Source organism: Bacillus sp. KICET-1 (genome assembly GCF_027721405.1).
Classification (GTDB): Bacteria; Bacillota; Bacilli; order Bacillales; family Bacillaceae; genus Bacillus; species Bacillus velezensis.
In genome coordinates, this window is record NZ_CP113515.1 from 565,743 (window position 1) to 582,183 (window position 16,441).

Annotated in this window: 13 protein-coding genes and 2 pseudogenes; 3 read left to right on the forward strand and 12 right to left on the reverse strand. The window is 47.8% G+C overall.

From position 1 onward, the window contains the following. Positions 1 to 3 precede the first annotated feature (3 nt). Together nadE and OVA33_RS02840 are read right to left on the reverse strand one after the other, a co-directional pair. A complete protein-coding gene (nadE, locus tag OVA33_RS02835; RefSeq protein ID WP_007409061.1) occupies positions 4 to 822 on the reverse strand; it encodes an ammonia-dependent NAD(+) synthetase in 819 nt (272 codons plus the stop codon). Between the two features lie 134 nt (positions 823 to 956). Then, positions 957 to 1,553: a DUF1989 domain-containing protein gene (locus OVA33_RS02840; RefSeq protein WP_011996295.1), complete on the reverse strand. Its 597-nt coding sequence runs from the start codon at positions 1,551 to 1,553 to the stop codon at positions 957 to 959. 124 nt (positions 1,554 to 1,677) lie between these two features. Between OVA33_RS02840 and OVA33_RS02845 the strand changes: the two genes are divergently transcribed. Then, complete coding sequence (locus OVA33_RS02845; RefSeq protein ID WP_025650190.1) at positions 1,678 to 3,006, forward strand: amino acid permease; 1,329 nt, start codon at positions 1,678 to 1,680, stop codon at positions 3,004 to 3,006. 1 nt (position 3,007) lies between these two features. On the opposite strand, the gene OVA33_RS02850 is transcribed toward OVA33_RS02845, so the two are convergent. The 3 genes from OVA33_RS02850 to OVA33_RS02860 all read right to left on the reverse strand — a co-directional run bounded on the left by OVA33_RS02850 (position 3,008) and on the right by OVA33_RS02860 (position 4,988). Further along, entirely contained in the window at positions 3,008 to 3,769 is a 762-nt protein-coding gene (locus OVA33_RS02850; RefSeq protein ID WP_017419365.1) for a YqcI/YcgG family protein, read from the reverse strand. 64 nt (positions 3,770 to 3,833) lie between these two features. Further along, positions 3,834 to 4,463, reverse strand: a complete 630-nt coding sequence (locus OVA33_RS02855; RefSeq protein WP_007409057.1) for a LysE family translocator — start codon at positions 4,461 to 4,463, stop codon at positions 3,834 to 3,836. A gap of 63 nt (positions 4,464 to 4,526) precedes the next feature. After that, positions 4,527 to 4,988, reverse strand: coding sequence for a MarR family transcriptional regulator (locus tag OVA33_RS02860; protein WP_017419364.1), 462 nt, complete (start codon positions 4,986 to 4,988; stop codon positions 4,527 to 4,529). Positions 4,989 to 5,102: 114 nt separating this feature from the next. Between OVA33_RS02860 and OVA33_RS02865 the strand changes: the two genes are divergently transcribed. Then, on the forward strand, positions 5,103 to 6,635 hold the full coding sequence (locus OVA33_RS02865; protein WP_071181514.1) for an MDR family MFS transporter: 1,533 nt from the start codon (positions 5,103 to 5,105) through the stop codon (positions 6,633 to 6,635). A gap of 41 nt (positions 6,636 to 6,676) precedes the next feature. Here the strand turns inward: OVA33_RS02865 and OVA33_RS02870 are convergent, their stop codons facing one another. From OVA33_RS02870 to OVA33_RS02885, 4 genes and pseudogenes are all read right to left on the reverse strand, one after another. Beyond that, on the reverse strand, positions 6,677 to 7,630 hold the full coding sequence (locus OVA33_RS02870) for an L-lactate dehydrogenase (RefSeq protein ID WP_017419362.1): 954 nt from the start codon (positions 7,628 to 7,630) through the stop codon (positions 6,677 to 6,679). A gap of 270 nt (positions 7,631 to 7,900) precedes the next feature. Next, positions 7,901 to 9,880 (reverse strand): annotated as a pseudogene (gene amyE, locus OVA33_RS02875) (alpha-amylase). A gap of 232 nt (positions 9,881 to 10,112) precedes the next feature. Then, positions 10,113 to 10,602, reverse strand: a pseudogene (locus OVA33_RS02880) (DUF6773 family protein). Between the two features lie 91 nt (positions 10,603 to 10,693). After that, positions 10,694 to 12,127, reverse strand: coding sequence for a YfcC family protein (locus OVA33_RS02885; RefSeq protein WP_063636912.1), 1,434 nt, complete (start codon positions 12,125 to 12,127; stop codon positions 10,694 to 10,696). 133 nt (positions 12,128 to 12,260) lie between these two features. Here OVA33_RS02885 and OVA33_RS02890 point away from each other — a divergent pair, with 133 nt between their 5' ends. Further along, on the forward strand, positions 12,261 to 13,382 hold the full coding sequence (locus OVA33_RS02890; RefSeq protein ID WP_015239106.1) for a M20 peptidase aminoacylase family protein: 1,122 nt from the start codon (positions 12,261 to 12,263) through the stop codon (positions 13,380 to 13,382). Positions 13,383 to 13,416: 34 nt separating this feature from the next. On the opposite strand, the gene OVA33_RS02895 is transcribed toward OVA33_RS02890, so the two are convergent. Genes OVA33_RS02895 through opuAA form a run of 3 tightly spaced genes read right to left on the reverse strand, consistent with a single transcriptional unit; the run spans position 13,417 to position 16,403 of the window. Further along, positions 13,417 to 14,298, reverse strand: a complete 882-nt coding sequence (locus OVA33_RS02895) for a glycine betaine ABC transporter substrate-binding protein (RefSeq protein ID WP_007409051.1) — start codon at positions 14,296 to 14,298, stop codon at positions 13,417 to 13,419. Further along, positions 14,298 to 15,146, reverse strand: a complete 849-nt coding sequence (opuAB, locus tag OVA33_RS02900; protein WP_003156639.1) for a glycine/proline betaine ABC transporter permease subunit OpuAB — start codon at positions 15,144 to 15,146, stop codon at positions 14,298 to 14,300. The genes OVA33_RS02895 and opuAB overlap by 1 nt, the downstream gene beginning before the upstream one ends. Next, entirely contained in the window at positions 15,147 to 16,403 is a 1,257-nt protein-coding gene (opuAA, locus tag OVA33_RS02905; protein WP_003156640.1) for a glycine/proline betaine ABC transporter ATP-binding protein OpuAA, read from the reverse strand. Between the last annotated feature and the right edge of the window lie 38 nt (positions 16,404 to 16,441).

Consider the following 16,441-nt stretch of genomic DNA (forward strand, 5'->3'; position numbering starts at 1 on the left):
ATTCTATTTCCACCAATCATCAAACATTGATGCCGGCACCTGGCGCTTGTGCTCCGTACTGAGGTAGCGTTTTTCCAGCGCCTCAATCACTTCGGAAGAAACGTCCTTGCCTTCTAAATAATCATCAATGTCATTGTATGTGATGCCGAGTTCGGTCTCATCCGTCTGCTGCGGTTTTTCATCAAGCAGATCGGCCGTCGGTAATTTCAAATACAGGCGTTCCGGCGCGCCGAGCTCTTCTAATAAACGTCTGCCCTGGCGTTTCGTTAATCCGGTCAGCGGCAGCAGATCAGCTCCGCCGTCACCGTATTTCGTGAAGAAACCGGTCACCGCTTCAGCCGCATGGTCGGTTCCGATGACAAGCAGCCCTTCTTGTCCGCCGATGGCATATTGCGCGATCATCCTCATTCTGGCTTTTACATTTCCTTTGTTAAAGTCAGACAGCTGATCGCCCGTGTCTTTTTTGTACTGATCGGCGAACGCGCTGACAGCGGACTTAATATCAAATGTCCATGATTTATCAGGTTTAATGAATTTGAGCGCCAATTGGGCGTCATCCTCATCCTGCTGTGTGCCGTGCGGAAGACGGACGGCGATAAATTCCGCGTTTCCGCCTTCTTCTCTGATGCTTTCAGCCGCCAATTGGGCGAGGCGTCCCGCAAGCGTGGAATCCTGCCCGCCGCTGATGCCGAGCACAAAGCCTTTGGCACCTGTTTTTTTCAAATATTGTTTCAGAAAGTTCACTCTGTCCTCAATTTCTTGTTTCGGATCAATTGAGGGTTTTACATGGAGATCATTCATAATTTGTTTCTGGATGCTCATCCCAATCACTCCTCCTGCATTGTTTCTTTATGATTCATTTCCCGTTCATGCTGAAAATGAATCATGCCACTATGTACGACTCTTTGTTAAATATAGCACAGGTGCGGATTTTAAGTGAATCAAATACACCGGGATCAGCTGATTTCCACCCGCAGCGCCGTGATGCTGTCGCCGTTGCATTTTCCTTTTTCGATCGGACAGGATGAAAATGCAACGACGAGATCCATTTCCGCACGGAGCCGTACATAATCACCCGCGTCAGAAAGAGGCGTTTCGACTGATAAGTTCCCCTTCTCATCGAGCACCGTGTTCATAAAGATGGCAAATGGGTAATGCATATGCGGCCGCGGCACCCCGAACGGTTCAAGCGCCCCGCTCATATTGTCATAGCACGTATCCTGGAGCTCATCTTTATGCTTTCCGTATAAAAGCCTGTTCATATCCGGACGGCAGGCGGGAAGCAGCAGGTCATGCTTGCCGACTGTATCCTCAATCAGCGTCAGCATCGGCTTGTATAAATTCGAATAAATATGATCACCCGTTTTTACATGAATGGACTGGTTGGCATCGATCGTCGCGCCCTGATCAAGATGTTCATAAAAATCCTTGGCATGATATGCCGTAAAATCAGCCACCTGCTGTCCTTCCACATCGACAACTTTTATAATCTGCCCTTTGTGAACCTTCAGGCCGAGCCCTTTTTTCGGCGGTACGATAAATTGCTGTGTCATCAGACTGCTCCTTTTTTTCTTCTATTATGAACTCCGGCCGTTTGTTTCATGTAAAGCAATTTATTGGATGTATATTCCCCTTCTGACGGCCGCAATCTAAGCTTTGATAAAGGGGTTGAACTTCATGGGTAAATCACAGGACCAGCCTAAAGGAAATCTCGCTTGGTGGCAGCTCTCCTTAATCGGTGTCGGCTGCACAATCGGGACGGGCTTTTTTCTCGGGTCCAGCATCGCTATTGTCAAAAGCGGATATTCCGCGCTGATCTCATTTCTTATTGCCGGGCTCGGCACCTATTTTGTCTTTGAGCAGCTCGCGAAGCTTTCGGCTAAACAGCCCGAAAAGGGGTCTTTTTTTGCTTATGCGAGAAAGGCTTTCGGCACTTGGGCCGGTTTCAGCAACGGATGGGTGTACTGGTCGTCCGAGATGCTGATCACGGGAAGCCAGCTGACAGCGATCTCGCTGTTTACGAAGCATTGGTTTCCGAATGTGCCGCTGTGGATTTTCGCCTCCATCTATGCGGTGCTCGGTCTTTTGATTATATTTACGGGGCTGTCCGTTTTTCAAAAAACGGAAAATGTGCTCGCTGTTGTCAAGACGGCGGCGATTTTTATGTTTATCGTGATCGCCATATTGGCGCTGTGCGGTATATTTTCTCATAAACCGGATGTGCAGGTGCCGAACGAATCGAAGGATTTGTTCCTGCACGGAGCGATGGGGTTATGGACGGGACTGATTTATGCGTTTTACGCCTTCGGAGGAATTGAAGTCTTGGGGCTGATGACCGTACACTTGAAAAAACCGGAGGAAGCCTCAAAATCAGGCCGGTTGATGCTTGCCGTACTTGCGGTGATTTACGTCATTTCTCTCGGCCTGGCGCTGCTGTTAGTGCCGCTGGGCAAATTCACCGAACAGGACAGCCCGTTTATTACATCGCTGAAGGGTTTTCATTTAGATATCATTCTTGATATTTTTAACGGAATTTTTATTATTGCGGGGTTTTCCACGCTCGTCGCCTCGCTGTTTGCCGTGACGACATTGCTTTGTACAATGGCCGATGACGGGGATGCGCCGAAATGCTTCAGATTAAAGGAAAACAAAAAAATCTGCTGGCCCGCGCTCGGATTGACGTTTGCCGGACTCATCGTCTCCATCATCCTGTCATTGGTGCTGCCGAAAAACATATATGAACACATGACAACCGCGGCGGGCCTCATGCTTCTGTATACGTGGCTGTTCATTTTGTTCTCGGGCAAGAAACTGCTTGAAACGACAAAGATGGGAACCGCACAGATTGTTATCGCCCTTGTGCTGATTGTCGCGGCCGTCTCCGGGACGCTGTTTGAGAAATCGAGCCAGCCCGGTTTTCTGGTCAGCCTTTGTTTTCTCGCCGTCATTGCGATCGTGACATGGATCGTACAAAAAAAGCAGGGACACAGCCCTGCCGGATCATAGCTTATTTCGTCGGTTTAAACAGTCTCTTCAAATAAGAAAAGGGACACTTTGACACTTGCGTCTCATCATCACGGAGGAAATATTGCTTCCATTCTAAATTGTTTTTTCCTCCGTACCACCCCAATCGGGGATGAAGAGGGGCTTCATCATACGCCTCTAAGCGTTTTCTGATCAGCCGGCTCATGTTTCGTCCGAACGCGGTTGAATCGTTTAATCCTTCGAAAACCCATCTCGGCTGAAACGCCAGCATAAAAAACGGGAAGCTTCTGCTTTGTCTCGCTTCATGCGCAGGCGTCGCGCACAGAATAAAATACGGCTCGCCGTCAAAGCAGAACTCCCATTTATAATGTTCAGGGTCTTCCGGCATGTCTTCCGGCCAGTCTTTCGGGTCGCAGCCGCTCAGCCGGTTTAAAAAAGACCAGAACAGCTCTTCATACGCCTCAACGGAATAATGCTCAGCTAAATCCTCAGGCGTATCAAAAATCACAAGCAGCGACGCGTATCTTCCGGTATTCCTTGAGATCTTTCCGTACTCTGACAGCAGCATCCCCACTTCCTCCGGGGTTCCCTCTTCGCGGGGATCACCCGCAAAGGATATCCGGAGCTGATCTGTCAAAAATCCCTGACGTCCGGGAATGCACGGAAACGTATCCGCTTTATCGCCTACTTTTTCTGATAGAAGCTCAAAAGCGATTCTCTGCCAATTCGGCAGATCCAACAACTTTTCCTCAAGGCAACTTTTTGTGTACAGCCCGCTTGCCATCGGCCCACCTCCAGTATCGTCATGATACGTTATGATGGAGATAGGCGATGGGTGACTCTTCTATTTATGAGATGAGCATTTGAATCCCCTGCCATCCGAAATAAAACCCGAAAACGATCAAAGACACACCCGCCGCTCCCGTCAGCCAGCGGAGCGCTTTTTCATGAAGGAGATTTCTGAAAGTGCTCGCGGCGACCGCCATGCAGAAATCCCAGATCAAAATGCCGAGAAGAATGCCCGAGCTGTAAATCAAAAGCTGATTTGCATCGAAGGATTCAGCGGTTTTGGCGAGAATGCTCCCGTATATGCCGAGCCAGAATAAAATGCTCAGCGGATTGGAAAGAGAAATAAAAAATCCCGCGCCGAATGTTTTGTAAAAAGCCGGTTTTCCTTTTCCGCTTCTGACATTCATGGCTTCCCTGATATTTTTTAACGTTTCGACTCCCGTGTAGGTCAGCACGAAAAAACCGAAGAGCCACAAAAACGTTTTTACAAAAGGAGCGGTCAAAAATTGAGACAGCCCGAAATAGATCAGAATCATATACAGCCCGTCCGCGGCCATAGCGCCGAGACCGAAAATCCATGCATGCCAAAAGCCGTTTTTGATGCCTTTGTCAATTTGCGCCGCATTGACCGGTCCGACAGGTGCTGACAATGACAGCCCGAGAACGATGTAGCTTAAAAAGATGTTCATTGGCTTCCCCCTCATTCATGCAACTTGTACAAGTTATTCATGAATGGGCCGTGCTATGATATATTATTTTAATTTCTCAAGCTCGTCTTCCATTATGTCCGTCACTTTTCCTAAAAAATCGAATATCAGCCGCAGTTCTTCTTCTTTATATTGCCGGCAAAGGCTGATCGTGGACTGGGATAAGGAGCTGAACAATTGCTTCACATTCGCTTTTCCGGCCGTCAGCGGCACGATGATCACCCGCCGTTTGTCTTCGGGGTCTTTTTTCCTCATGACATATCCCGCTTTTTCGAGCCGGTCAATGAGCGCCGTTACCGAACCTGTGCTGAGGCCGGTTTTTTTCCCAAGCTCGCCTGCGGTCATCGGGCCTGCTTCATTTAAGATATCAGCTGATTTCAAATCGGTCGGAAACAGACCGAGAGATTGAGCGGCCGCCTGATGAAAAAGGATCGTCCTTGTGGCCATCTTCCGGAATAACTGTATGGCGGTTTCCTCCGTCTCACTTCTGGTATTTCTTGTTGACAACTGACAGGCCTCCCTATAAAATCAATTTATCTTGACGATCAAGATAATTTTCGGCAAATCTAATATGATCATAGCAAATTTAATGATCAAAAGTAAGTATGGGAGGAAAAAAGCATGGAACAAACAGCCGCGAAGGACGCCACGACAAAGTTTGTCGTCATCGGTCTTTTGCTGGGCATTTTAATGTCGGCTATGGATAATACAATCGTTGCCACTGCGATGGGAAATATCGTGGCGGACCTCGGAAGTTTCGATAAGTTCGCGTGGGTGACGGCATCATACATGGTAGCCGTTATGGCCGGTATGCCGATTTACGGAAAACTGTCCGATATGTACGGACGCAAGCGTTTCTTTTTATTCGGTCTTATTCTTTTCTTAATCGGATCTGCATTATGCGGAATCGCTCAAACAATGGATCAGCTCATTATTTACCGCGTCATTCAGGGAATCGGCGGAGGCGCGCTGATGCCGATCGCCTTCACGATCATTTTTGATTTATTTCCGCCGGAAAAACGCGGGAAAATGTCGGGCATGTTCGGTGCCGTTTTCGGCCTTTCCAGCGTTCTCGGGCCGCTTTTAGGCGCGCTCATTACCGACTCCATCAGCTGGCACTGGGTGTTTTACATCAACGTGCCGATCGGTATTTTATCATTGTTTTTCATTCTTCGTTATTATAAAGAATCCCTTGAACACAAGAAGCAGAAAATCGACTGGGCCGGCGCGATTACGCTGGTGGTTTCCATTGTCGGTCTGATGTTCGCTCTTGAGCTCGGCGGAAAAACGTATGATTGGAACTCCGTGCAGATCATCGGTCTGTTCGCTGTGTTCGCCGTGTTCTTTATCGCCTTTTTTATCGTGGAAAGAAAAGCGGAAGAACCGATTATCTCATTTTGGATGTTTAAAAACCGTTTATTTGCTACGGCACAGATTCTGGCGTTCCTTTACGGAGCCACGTTCATCATTTTAGCGGTGTTTATCCCGATCTTCGTTCAGGCTGTGTACGGAAGCACCGCGACAAGCGCGGGCTTTATTTTGACGCCGATGATGATCGGTTCTGTTATCGGAAGTATGATCGGCGGAATTTTCCAGACGAAAGTGCGGTTCCGCAATTTAATGCTGATTTCCGTGGTCGCTTTCTTTATCGGAATGCTGCTGCTTTCCAATATGACACCGGATACGGCGCGTACGATGCTGACGGTATTCATGCTGATCTCAGGATTCGGCGTCGGCTTCAACTTCTCACTGCTGCCGGCTGCGTCCATGAACGATCTGGAGCCGCGTTACCGCGGAAGCGCCAACTCAACAAACTCGTTTTTGAGATCATTCGGTATGACGCTCGGTGTGACGATTTTCGGAACCATCCAGACGAATGTGTTTACCAACAAGCTCACAGATTCATTCAGCGGCATGAAAGGAGCGGGCGGCGCGATGCAGAACATCGGAAATCCGCAGGACATTTTCCAGGCCGGCACGCGCGCCCATATTCCGCCGCACATTCTGGATCGCATTATTGACGCCATGTCGCAAAGCATCACATATGTATTTACGCTTGCGCTGGCGCCGATCGTCATTGCGGCCGTTACCATTTTGTTTATGGGAAAAGCGAGAGTAAAAACCTCTCAGGAAATGGCGAAAAAAGCGAATTAAAAAAAGCAGTACATGGCGTTTGTCATGTACTGCTTTTTTGTTTACTCTGCGAAATGCGGAGCGAGAATATCTTTCAGCACGTGTGCGCTGCGGCTGAATTGAGCCTGTTCTGTTTCATTCAGCTCAAGTTCCGTCACACCTGCGATGCCGTTCCGATTGACGACGGCCGGAACGCCGATAAAGACGTCGTTTACACCGTATTGGCCGTCCAGATATGTGCTGACGGTTAAAATGCTGTTTTCATTACGCAAAATCGCTTTTGTGATGCGGGCGAGGCTCATCGCCACTCCGTAATATGTCGCGCCTTTTTTCTCGATAATATGGTAGGCCGCGTTTTTCACATCGTCAACGATCTGATCCAGCTCGTCCTGTTTGTAAGCTGCATTTTTCTCCAGCAATTGCTGTACCGGCACTCCGCCGATATTGGCGTGACTCCATACAGGAAGCTCGGTATCGCCGTGCTCGCCGATAATGTGGGCGTGTACGTTTTGCGGAGCGGCGCCGAAGTATTCACTCAGCATATAACGGAATCGCGCAGAATCCAGTGTCGTGCCGCTGCCGATGACGCGTTCTTTCGGCAGGCCGCTGAATGTCCATGTCGCATAAGTGAGAATGTCGACCGGGTTTGTGGCAACGAGGAAGATGCCGTCAAATCCGCTTGCCATTACTTCACCGACAATGCTTTTAAAAATGGCGAGATTTTTTTCGACCAGCTCAAGTCTCGTTTCGCCCGGTTTTTGATTGGCTCCGGCACAGATGCACACGATATCGGCATCCTTGCAATCCTCATATGTGCCGTAAGACGTTTTGACCGGATGAGGCGCAAATGCCTTTCCGTGATTTAAATCCATGACATCGCCCATGGCTTTTTCTCTATTTACATCAATGATCACAAGCTCATCTGTGATCCCTTGGTTAATTAACGCAAATGCATAACTGCTTCCAACAAAACCTGCTCCGATTAATGCTACTTTGTTCACTCGTTCGTTCATCATGTATGCTCATCCTCCAGTGTTTCGTGGTGTCTGTTTTTAACTTGTGAAGTATTTCACATATATATTGTGCAACACTTCACAAACTTTCGCAAGAGAAAAGTTTGATTTTTGGACAAAAAAATATCGGTGATGGTTTCCAGATTGTTGACAACATCCTAAAACGGAACCGTTTTAGGATGTTGTCATCTTTTCAGCGTGATTGAAGATGCGCTGTCCTTTTCCCAGAAGCAAGGGTTTGCCGGCACGCTGATGTAATGATAGCCCTATCCATTAATGCGGAAGATAACCGTTTAAACCGGAGTTGTTATACAAACCATTCTGCACATAATCAAAGCCGGGATGGTTCTGTCCGGGCACTTAGGCGCTGCCATTGTTAAAAATCACTTTAGCGTTGGCCGTATCCGCATTCGCAGGCAGCGTCAGCGTGTAAATTCCATCTGCATTCTTAGTCATGGCTTTCCCCGGCCACGATCCGGTTAATTCTATGGCCCCGCCTCCATCATGTTTATAGATATAAGCATTTACATTGCCCCAATGATCCGGATTTTGATAGCCAATGATGTTGGTTTGGGACGGGTCTTTTTTGACAAACGTGTATTCTTGGGTTCTCGATGCACCCTCGCCGTTCGTTCCGGTTAACTTGACGTTGTATGTCGTGCCGATTGGATCTTCTTTCCCGATCGTTAATCGGTCTCCATCCTTAAATGCTGTCTCCTGCCCATTATTGATTTGGTAAACGGCTTTTGTTGTTTTCGCATTTGCACGCAGGGTGACCGTCAGCTGATCATTGAAAGAATGGACTGCCTCTGTTTGGTAATTCTCAAGAAAGACATGAGGCGCATTTCCAATATCATCAGGATAAAGAACAGCCGCGGATCTGGCATTGATCGTACCTGTCAGTTTGCCGTTCGCTACTTGAAATGAACCGGCGCCGGCCCTATTATCATACCTGCCGTCAGGTAATTTCGTTGAAGTATTGATGGTGACAGAAGACGATCCTGCATTTGCCAGCACAACGCCTTTTGAGCCGCGCTGATTCATAAATATTTGATTGTTGCCATTCGGATTTGAGAGTTCCTCAGGCTGCCCGGCCATTTCATTGTGAAATTGATTGACCGCAGTGATCGCCTGGTCTTTAAATAAGGCGCTCCCGCGATCTCCTATTTGACTTTTTCCGGGAAATCTTACACCATTTCCTCCGCCCTCAGGTCTGGAAAAGAAAAGAGGCGTGCTTCCTGAGCGGGAACCAATCACTGCCCAGCCTAAACGAATATCGTCATCACTCATCCATGTGGACTCTTCATCATCATTGGCATACGTATCATGTGATTCCACCCATGTGACTAACTTGTCCGCAGACACATCAGATGCATAATGGGAGATATTCGACACACTCAGATTACGATTCTTTAAAGCGGATCTGATGGAATGCCCATAGTTAGAAGCCGTCACATTCATATAATTCGCATAAGCAGTATCTCTGGACGCGCTGTCTTGCAGGATTTCTCCGTATTGGAACTCCGCCGATGTATTTGTGATATTCGGCCAAAATTGGCTGCCGTAATTCCCATCATCCGGAAGCTCTATATGCTTGGCGGCATCATAGCGGAACCCGTCTGCTCCGTCATTCAATGCTCTTTCCAAGAAACCTTTCAGGTAGGCTTGCACCTCAGTATTCTGAGTATTCCAATCATACAGCCCAAGCAATGCATTTTGAGTGATGTCCCATCGGTCCGACCAATTTTTAATTTGTGTGTTTCCATGGGTCCAGTTTGGAATACGCTTAATCTCATCAGAAATCGCGCCATAATCGCTGGTGGTATGATTGACAACCGCATCGACAATGACTTTTACGCCATACTTTTCCGCGGCTGCACACATGTCCTTAAATTCTTGTTCAGTGCCTAAGTAACGGTTGCCGATTTGGTACGATGTCGGCTGATAGAGCCAGTACCAGTTCGACATGCTTTTATCTCCTTGGTTCCCTTCCTTTACTTGGTTAATCGGAGACGTCTGAATGGCTGCATAACCCGCATCACGAATCTCTTTCATATTTTGTGTTAACGTATTGAATGACCAATTCCATGCATGAAGGATGGTCCCGTTTTTGACCGATGAATCGGTCACCTCATTCGATTTGTTTGCAGTTTCAGCGTTTGCACCCGCTGGGCCTGACAAAACCAAATGAAACAGCAGTAAAAATCCGGCGAATAACGGCAATAAAGAGGTTTTGAATCGTTTTTTAAACATTTTTGACACTCCTTATTTGATTTTTGAAGACTGACTGCGGAGTCAAAAATTCCTCTTACTCTTTCTTCAGCTTCCTCCTTTCAATTGTTGTGAAGACTGGATAATTCTGTTAACGCTTACATTTGAACTTACCACACACTCTCTATCAAAGCAACGCGGCAGAGTGAATTCAAATCTATATTCCTATCAAATTAAAAGACTTTTCTCTTATAAACAAAAAAAGAAACCACCATCAAGATGATTTCTTTTTTATTTCTTTTATCGCTCTTCTGTAAGACAGCTTCACAATGACATACCGAAGCAGAAACAGAATGCCTCCGCAGACGATAAAAAGAAAGATCATTTTCAGCCAAGCAAAGAATGTATGGGGAAACCCCCTGTCGTACATCGTAAGCGCCGCTGCCGCAAAAGTGACCGCAATTGAATCTATCCGCTGCTGCTTCACCCGCTTTTGCAGTTCTTCTTTGGTGTCTATTCTCGGCATGAGCATTCCCCGACGCTCCCGCCCTGATGCAATAATAAACAATTATAATGAAGAAAACCGCCAAGCTTCCGGCCCATTCCCTAAACGGACAGTTCAGAACAAGTCCGCGTACGATGATGTCAAGCAAAGACAGTGTGCCCACAAGCATTCCGACTTCTGACCAAATCATTCGTTCTTTCTCTTTCACACTCTCACTCTTTCCATTCACGTTTGAAAGTCCGTTCCGACGCTGATTCATGACTTCCTCCCGTACTATTAAGAATGGCTTACAACTCCCATTATATCTTGCCGATTCATAATGATAAACCGAAATATCATTGACAAAAATATTAATAAGGACCCCAATTGATCAGGACGCCTATGCAAATAAACACGAGGCCGATGACAAACCAAATCAGCGCCAGCGGAATCATGAAGCGAAGCCACTTTACGTACGGAATGCCGCTGGCAGCCAGTACGGCCATCAGCACGCCGGAAGTCGGATTGACACAGTTTACGACGCCTTCTCCGAGCATGACCGCTTCAACCGCGACCTGTCTCGTGATGCCCATCAGATCGGCAAGCGGCGCCAAGATCGGAATAAATACGACCGCCTCCCCTGAGCCCGATGAAATCAGAAAATGAAGCAGGGCGCTGGAAATATACATTCCGATGGCGCCTGCCATCGGGCTGAAGCCGTGCAGCAGTGACGCAAGTCCATTGACTACCGTATCAAGCAGCTTTCCATGTTCCAGGATAACGGAAATGCTTCTCGCCATTCCGACGATCAGCGCGCCGTAAACGAGCCCCTGACAGCCTGTAATAAATGTTTTTGCGATATCATTTGCCGCCATTCCCGCAATCAGGCCGGACACGATTGAGATAAAAATGAACACGGCGGCCATCTCTGAATCAGACCAGCCAAGAGTAAGCGCACCGTATAAAAAGCCGGCAAGCGACAATGCCGTGACAGCCAGAATCAATTTATGGCGGACGGTAAACGGGACATGCTTGTCCTCCGGTTCAGAAACCTGCGGGAGTGAACCTGCCGCCGGAAACCAATCGTTCCCCAGCAGACTGGCATCCTTTGCTTTTCTGAGTTTTCTCGTATACCGATAAATATATAAAATAGATGATAACAGAAAACAAATGTAGACGGCAATCCGCAGGCCGATACCGGAAAACAGCGGCAGCTCCGCGATGCTTTGTGATAACCCGAGCGGTGAAGGCGATAAAATCGTCGCGTTAAACCCGGCATAACAGCCGATATAAATGACGGCCGCTCCGGCCACGGCGTCCCATTTCAGCGAACGGGCGACGATCAGGCCGATCGGAATAAAACCGATCACGGAATTAACGACGATGCCGGTTGTGCCGAGGATCGAAAATAGAGATCCGACAATCGCAATAAACAGCAGCTGTTTGGTGCGGAACGTACTGATGACATTACTGATCAATCCATTGATGGCGCCCGTTTTCTCCAAAATCGCAATGGTTCCGCCCGTAAACAGGATTAAAAAAATAATCGGCGCGGAACTTGTCATCCCTTCCTGAATCGCGGTAAAAAAAGCGATCGGGCTGACAGGAGACTGGTCTAAAGAATGATAACTTCCCGGGACGGCGGACGTCACACTGCCCTTTGTCACCCTGTCAAATTCCCCCGCGGGAACGATGTACGATGCTATCGCGCATAGTAAAGCGACAATGAACAGCAGCACATAAGCATCAGGCATCACAAACAATTTCTTCTTTTTCAATAAAGGTTCGGCCTTCGGCACAGCCATAACATCACCATCCCGCTTTAAATTTATAAACTATTCAGAAAATACAGATATGTGCTATATTATATACAGACCGATTGCCTGTTTTCAATATCAAAAATAAAAAACAGACAGCTTTTGAAGGAGGACTTACGGCATGAACAGACTCACAGCGCATGAAAAGCAAATCATTATGGATATTTTTGACCACCTGCACGCCAATCCCGAAGTAAGCTGGAAAGAATATCAAACAACTGAATATCTGACTGAAAAACTGAAAGAGGCCGGCTGCCGAACCCGCACGTTTGATGATTGTACCGGTGTTGTCGGCGAAATCGGAGAAGGCTCGCCTGTTGTGGCTGTCCGGGCGGATATTGACGCGCTGTGGCAGGAAGTGGACGGTGTCTTTCAGGCGAACCATTCATGCGGACATGATTCACATATGACGATGGCGCTCGGCACGATGATGCTTTTAAAGAGTCAGTCGAAACTTCCGAAGGGCACCATCCGCTTTATTTTTCAGCCGGCTGAAGAAAAAGGCGGCGGAGCGCTGAAAATGATTGAAAAAGGCGTACTGGATGATGTTGATTTCTTATACGGCGTGCACGTGCGCCCCGTACAGGAAACGGCAAACGGCCGATGCGCACCGTCCATTCTGCATGGCTCAAGCCAGCATATAGAAGGCCTGATTATCGGAGAAGAAGCCCACGGCGCGAGACCGCATCTCGGCCTTAACAGTATCGAAATCGCCGCTCTTCTCGTCCAAAAACTCAGCTTCATTCATCTTGATCCCGGCATCCCGCATTCCGTGAAGATGACAAAGCTTCAGGCAGGCGGTGAGAGTTCCAATATCATTCCGGGAAAAGCATCGTTCAGCCTTGATCTCCGCGCACAAACCAATGCCGCCATGGAGAAATTAACCGCCGAAACCGAAAGAGCCTGTGAGGCGGCGGCTGCCGCATTCGGCGCAAAAATCGAACTGCAAAAAGAACACAGCCTCCCGGCAGCCGAGCGAAACAAAGAGGCGGAAGCCATCATGGCATCTGCGATAAGCGGCATTCTCGGAGAAGAACATGTGGATGAACCTCTTGTGACAACCGGAGGAGAGGATTTTCACTTTTACGGGTTAAAGGTGCCGAACTTAAAAACGACGATGCTCGGCCTAGGATGCGGTCTGGAGCCGGGGCTTCACCATCCCCAAATGACATTTGACCGAAGCGCCATCTTTACAGGCATTGAGATATTAACGGCTGCCGTCCTCAAATCGTTTGAAGCATAAAAAAAGCAGCCCGTTACAGGGCTGCTTTTCTTCGTTATTTCTTCAAATCTTCAATTGAATTGACGTTTTTCATATACTGAGGAACGACCAGACCCATCTTGACGCCTGTCAGACTCGTTCCTACATCTTCATATTTGCCTTTATATTTAGACGCATATGCCTTATGGGTATTCGGAAGCCAAGCAGACAATGACGCATCCGCGCTGCCTGTCGCAATCGCAGTCCACATCGGTCCCGCCTCCACTTGCGTCAGCTTCACGTCATAGCCGAGGTCTTGAAATACTTTTCCGATTACATTCGTACTTGCGATTTCACTGTCCCACGCCACATAAGCCAGGTTGATTTTATCCCCTTTAACTTTATGGGCGCCTTTTGTCCATTGAGCCACTTGGTCTTTGTGTTTTTTCACATATTCAGCTGCGGCTTTGGCCGGCTTTTCGCCTTCCTCAACGGCAATCATGACTTCTCCCATATCGTCCTGCGTCCATTTGAACTGGCTGAGAACTTTGGCCGCGTTAGGCTGTTCCTTACTGAAGCCGGTTCTTGTAATTGTATGAATCTGCTCGGCAGTTCCGTACGTTTTTTTCGGATCATCAAGGAACTTCAGCTTGTATCTGGAGAACATCCAGTGCGGCGTCCAGCCCGTTACGATGATCGGCTTTTTCCGGTCATATGATTTCTTCAATGTCGCCGTCATGGCAGCACTTGACGCCGTGACGACATTCCAGTCTTTCAATCCGTAATCCTTCACGGCCTCATCCGTCAGGGCCATGATCCCCGATCCCGGATCAATACCGATAATGGTTTTGTTCACCTGGTCCGCAGCCGTTGCCTTACCATCAGTCTGCGAACCGCAGGCAGCCAAAGAAAGAGCCAGCGCAGCGGTAACGCCGACACCGATGATTTTCTTAAGCATCAGGCATTCCCCCTGCTCTTCTTCTTCACTTTAATGTTTTGCGTGATACGGTCGAGTGTAATCGCTACGATAACGATCGCGATACCCGCTTCCACTCCGACACCGGTTTTCAACTGTGTCACGGCGCTGTATACTTCAGAACCGAGACCCGGCGCACCAACCATGGCCGCGATAACGACCATTGATAAAGCAAGCATGATGCTTTGGTTAATACCGGCAAGAATTGTTTTTGTGGCAAGCGGAAGCTGAACCTTGAACAGACGCTGAGACGTCGTTGAACCGAATGCTTCCGTCGCTTCGATCAAATCAGCCGGAACTTGTTTAATACCGAGAACCGTCATGCGAATCGTCGGAGGCATCGCGAAAATAACAGATGCCACGACGCCTGGCACAACCCCGATATTAAAGAAGAAAATCGCAGGCAGCAGATATACGAAAGCCGGCATGGTCTGCATTAAATCCAGAATCGGTGTAACAATGCGGCGGACCGTTTCTTTCTGAGACGCCCATATGCCGATCGGAACCCCGATAATAATGGAAATCAAAACAGATGTGACGACAAGCGCCAACGTTTGCAGCATCGGCGACCAATAGCCCAAATAATCAATAACAAGGAATCCGATTAACGTAAAGAGTGCAATTCCTCTCGTACTGATCCACCAAGCGAGAGCTGCAAAAATAACAGTCAATAAAATAGACGGGATGAAACCCAAACCGCTCACAATCGCGTTTACGAAAGCGGCCAAACCGTTTGAGATTCCGTCAAAGAAACCTCCGAACGTCATGGTAAGCCAGTCAACAAACCGGTCAACGATATCTGCTAACGGAATTCTAGGCAATCTGTCCATTTACTTCACCCCCTGAACAGAAGAATCCTGAGCTTGTTCAGCAGAATCTTCAACATTTATATAATCGTTATTTCCTGAAAGCGCGCCGATTAATGCGCCTTTTACGACAATGCCTTTCATGCGGTCCTTATCGTCCGTGACGGCGATCGGAATATTCGCATCAGACACGACATCGAAAATTTCCGTCAAGTATGTGCTTTCGTGCACAGTCGTAAATTCAGTATTTAAAATATCCTGAAGCGATAAGTCGGATTCCACCGCTTTTTTCGCATCCGCCGCGTGAATGACGCCGAGAAGCTGTTTCTGTTTATCAACGGCGTAAATAGAAGAAATACCGAGATTCTTCATGAGCTGCAGCGCTACACGAGGCCCTTTGTCAATCCGCACGGTTTCAGCGCGCTTCATGATGTGGCCCGCTGTCAGAACTTTGGATAAATCAACGTCCTCAACGAATTTCTCAACGTATTCATTGGACGGGCTCATCAGAATTTCTTCAGGCGTCCCGATCTGAACGATGTTACCGTCTTTCATCAGCACGATTCTGTCGCCGATGCGCAATGCTTCATCAAGATCATGCGTGATGAAGATGATCGTCTTGCCGACAGAGTCATGAAGGTCTAAAAGCTCATCCTGCATGTCTTTGCGGATCAGCGGATCAAGCGCACTGAAAGCTTCATCCATCAGAAGAATGTCAGGATCATTCGTCAATGCGCGGGCAAGTCCGACACGCTGCTGCATTCCTCCGCTGAGCTGATCTGGGAATTGGTGTTCAAAGCCTTCAAGACCGACAAGTTTAAGCGAATCAAGCGCTTTTTGCTCACGCTCTTTTTTGTCGACGCCTTGTAGCTCCAGGCCGTATTCCGTATTTTCAAGAATCGTTCTGTGCGGAAACAGTGCAAATTTTTGAAAGACCATGCTGATTTTTTTCCGGCGCACTTCCCGGAGCTGGTCTTTTGACATATTTGTTATCATGTCACCATCAATATAAATATTCCCGGCAGTCGGTTCAATAAGCCGGTTTAACAGCCGAACTAAAGTTGATTTACCGCTCCCCGATAGACCCATGATGACAAATATCTCCCCATCATATACATCAAAGTTTGCTTGATTGACACCAACGGTTGATCCGGTAGCTTTCAGGATCTCTTTTTTGTTTTTTCCGCTGGACAGCATCTGAATGGCTTTTTTTGTCTGTTTTCCGAAAACCTTAGATACATTTTCGACTTTTATCTTAATTGGTTTCTCATCCAAATTCATATTTTCCCTCCATAATAAGCAATCTTTAATACCGTAAC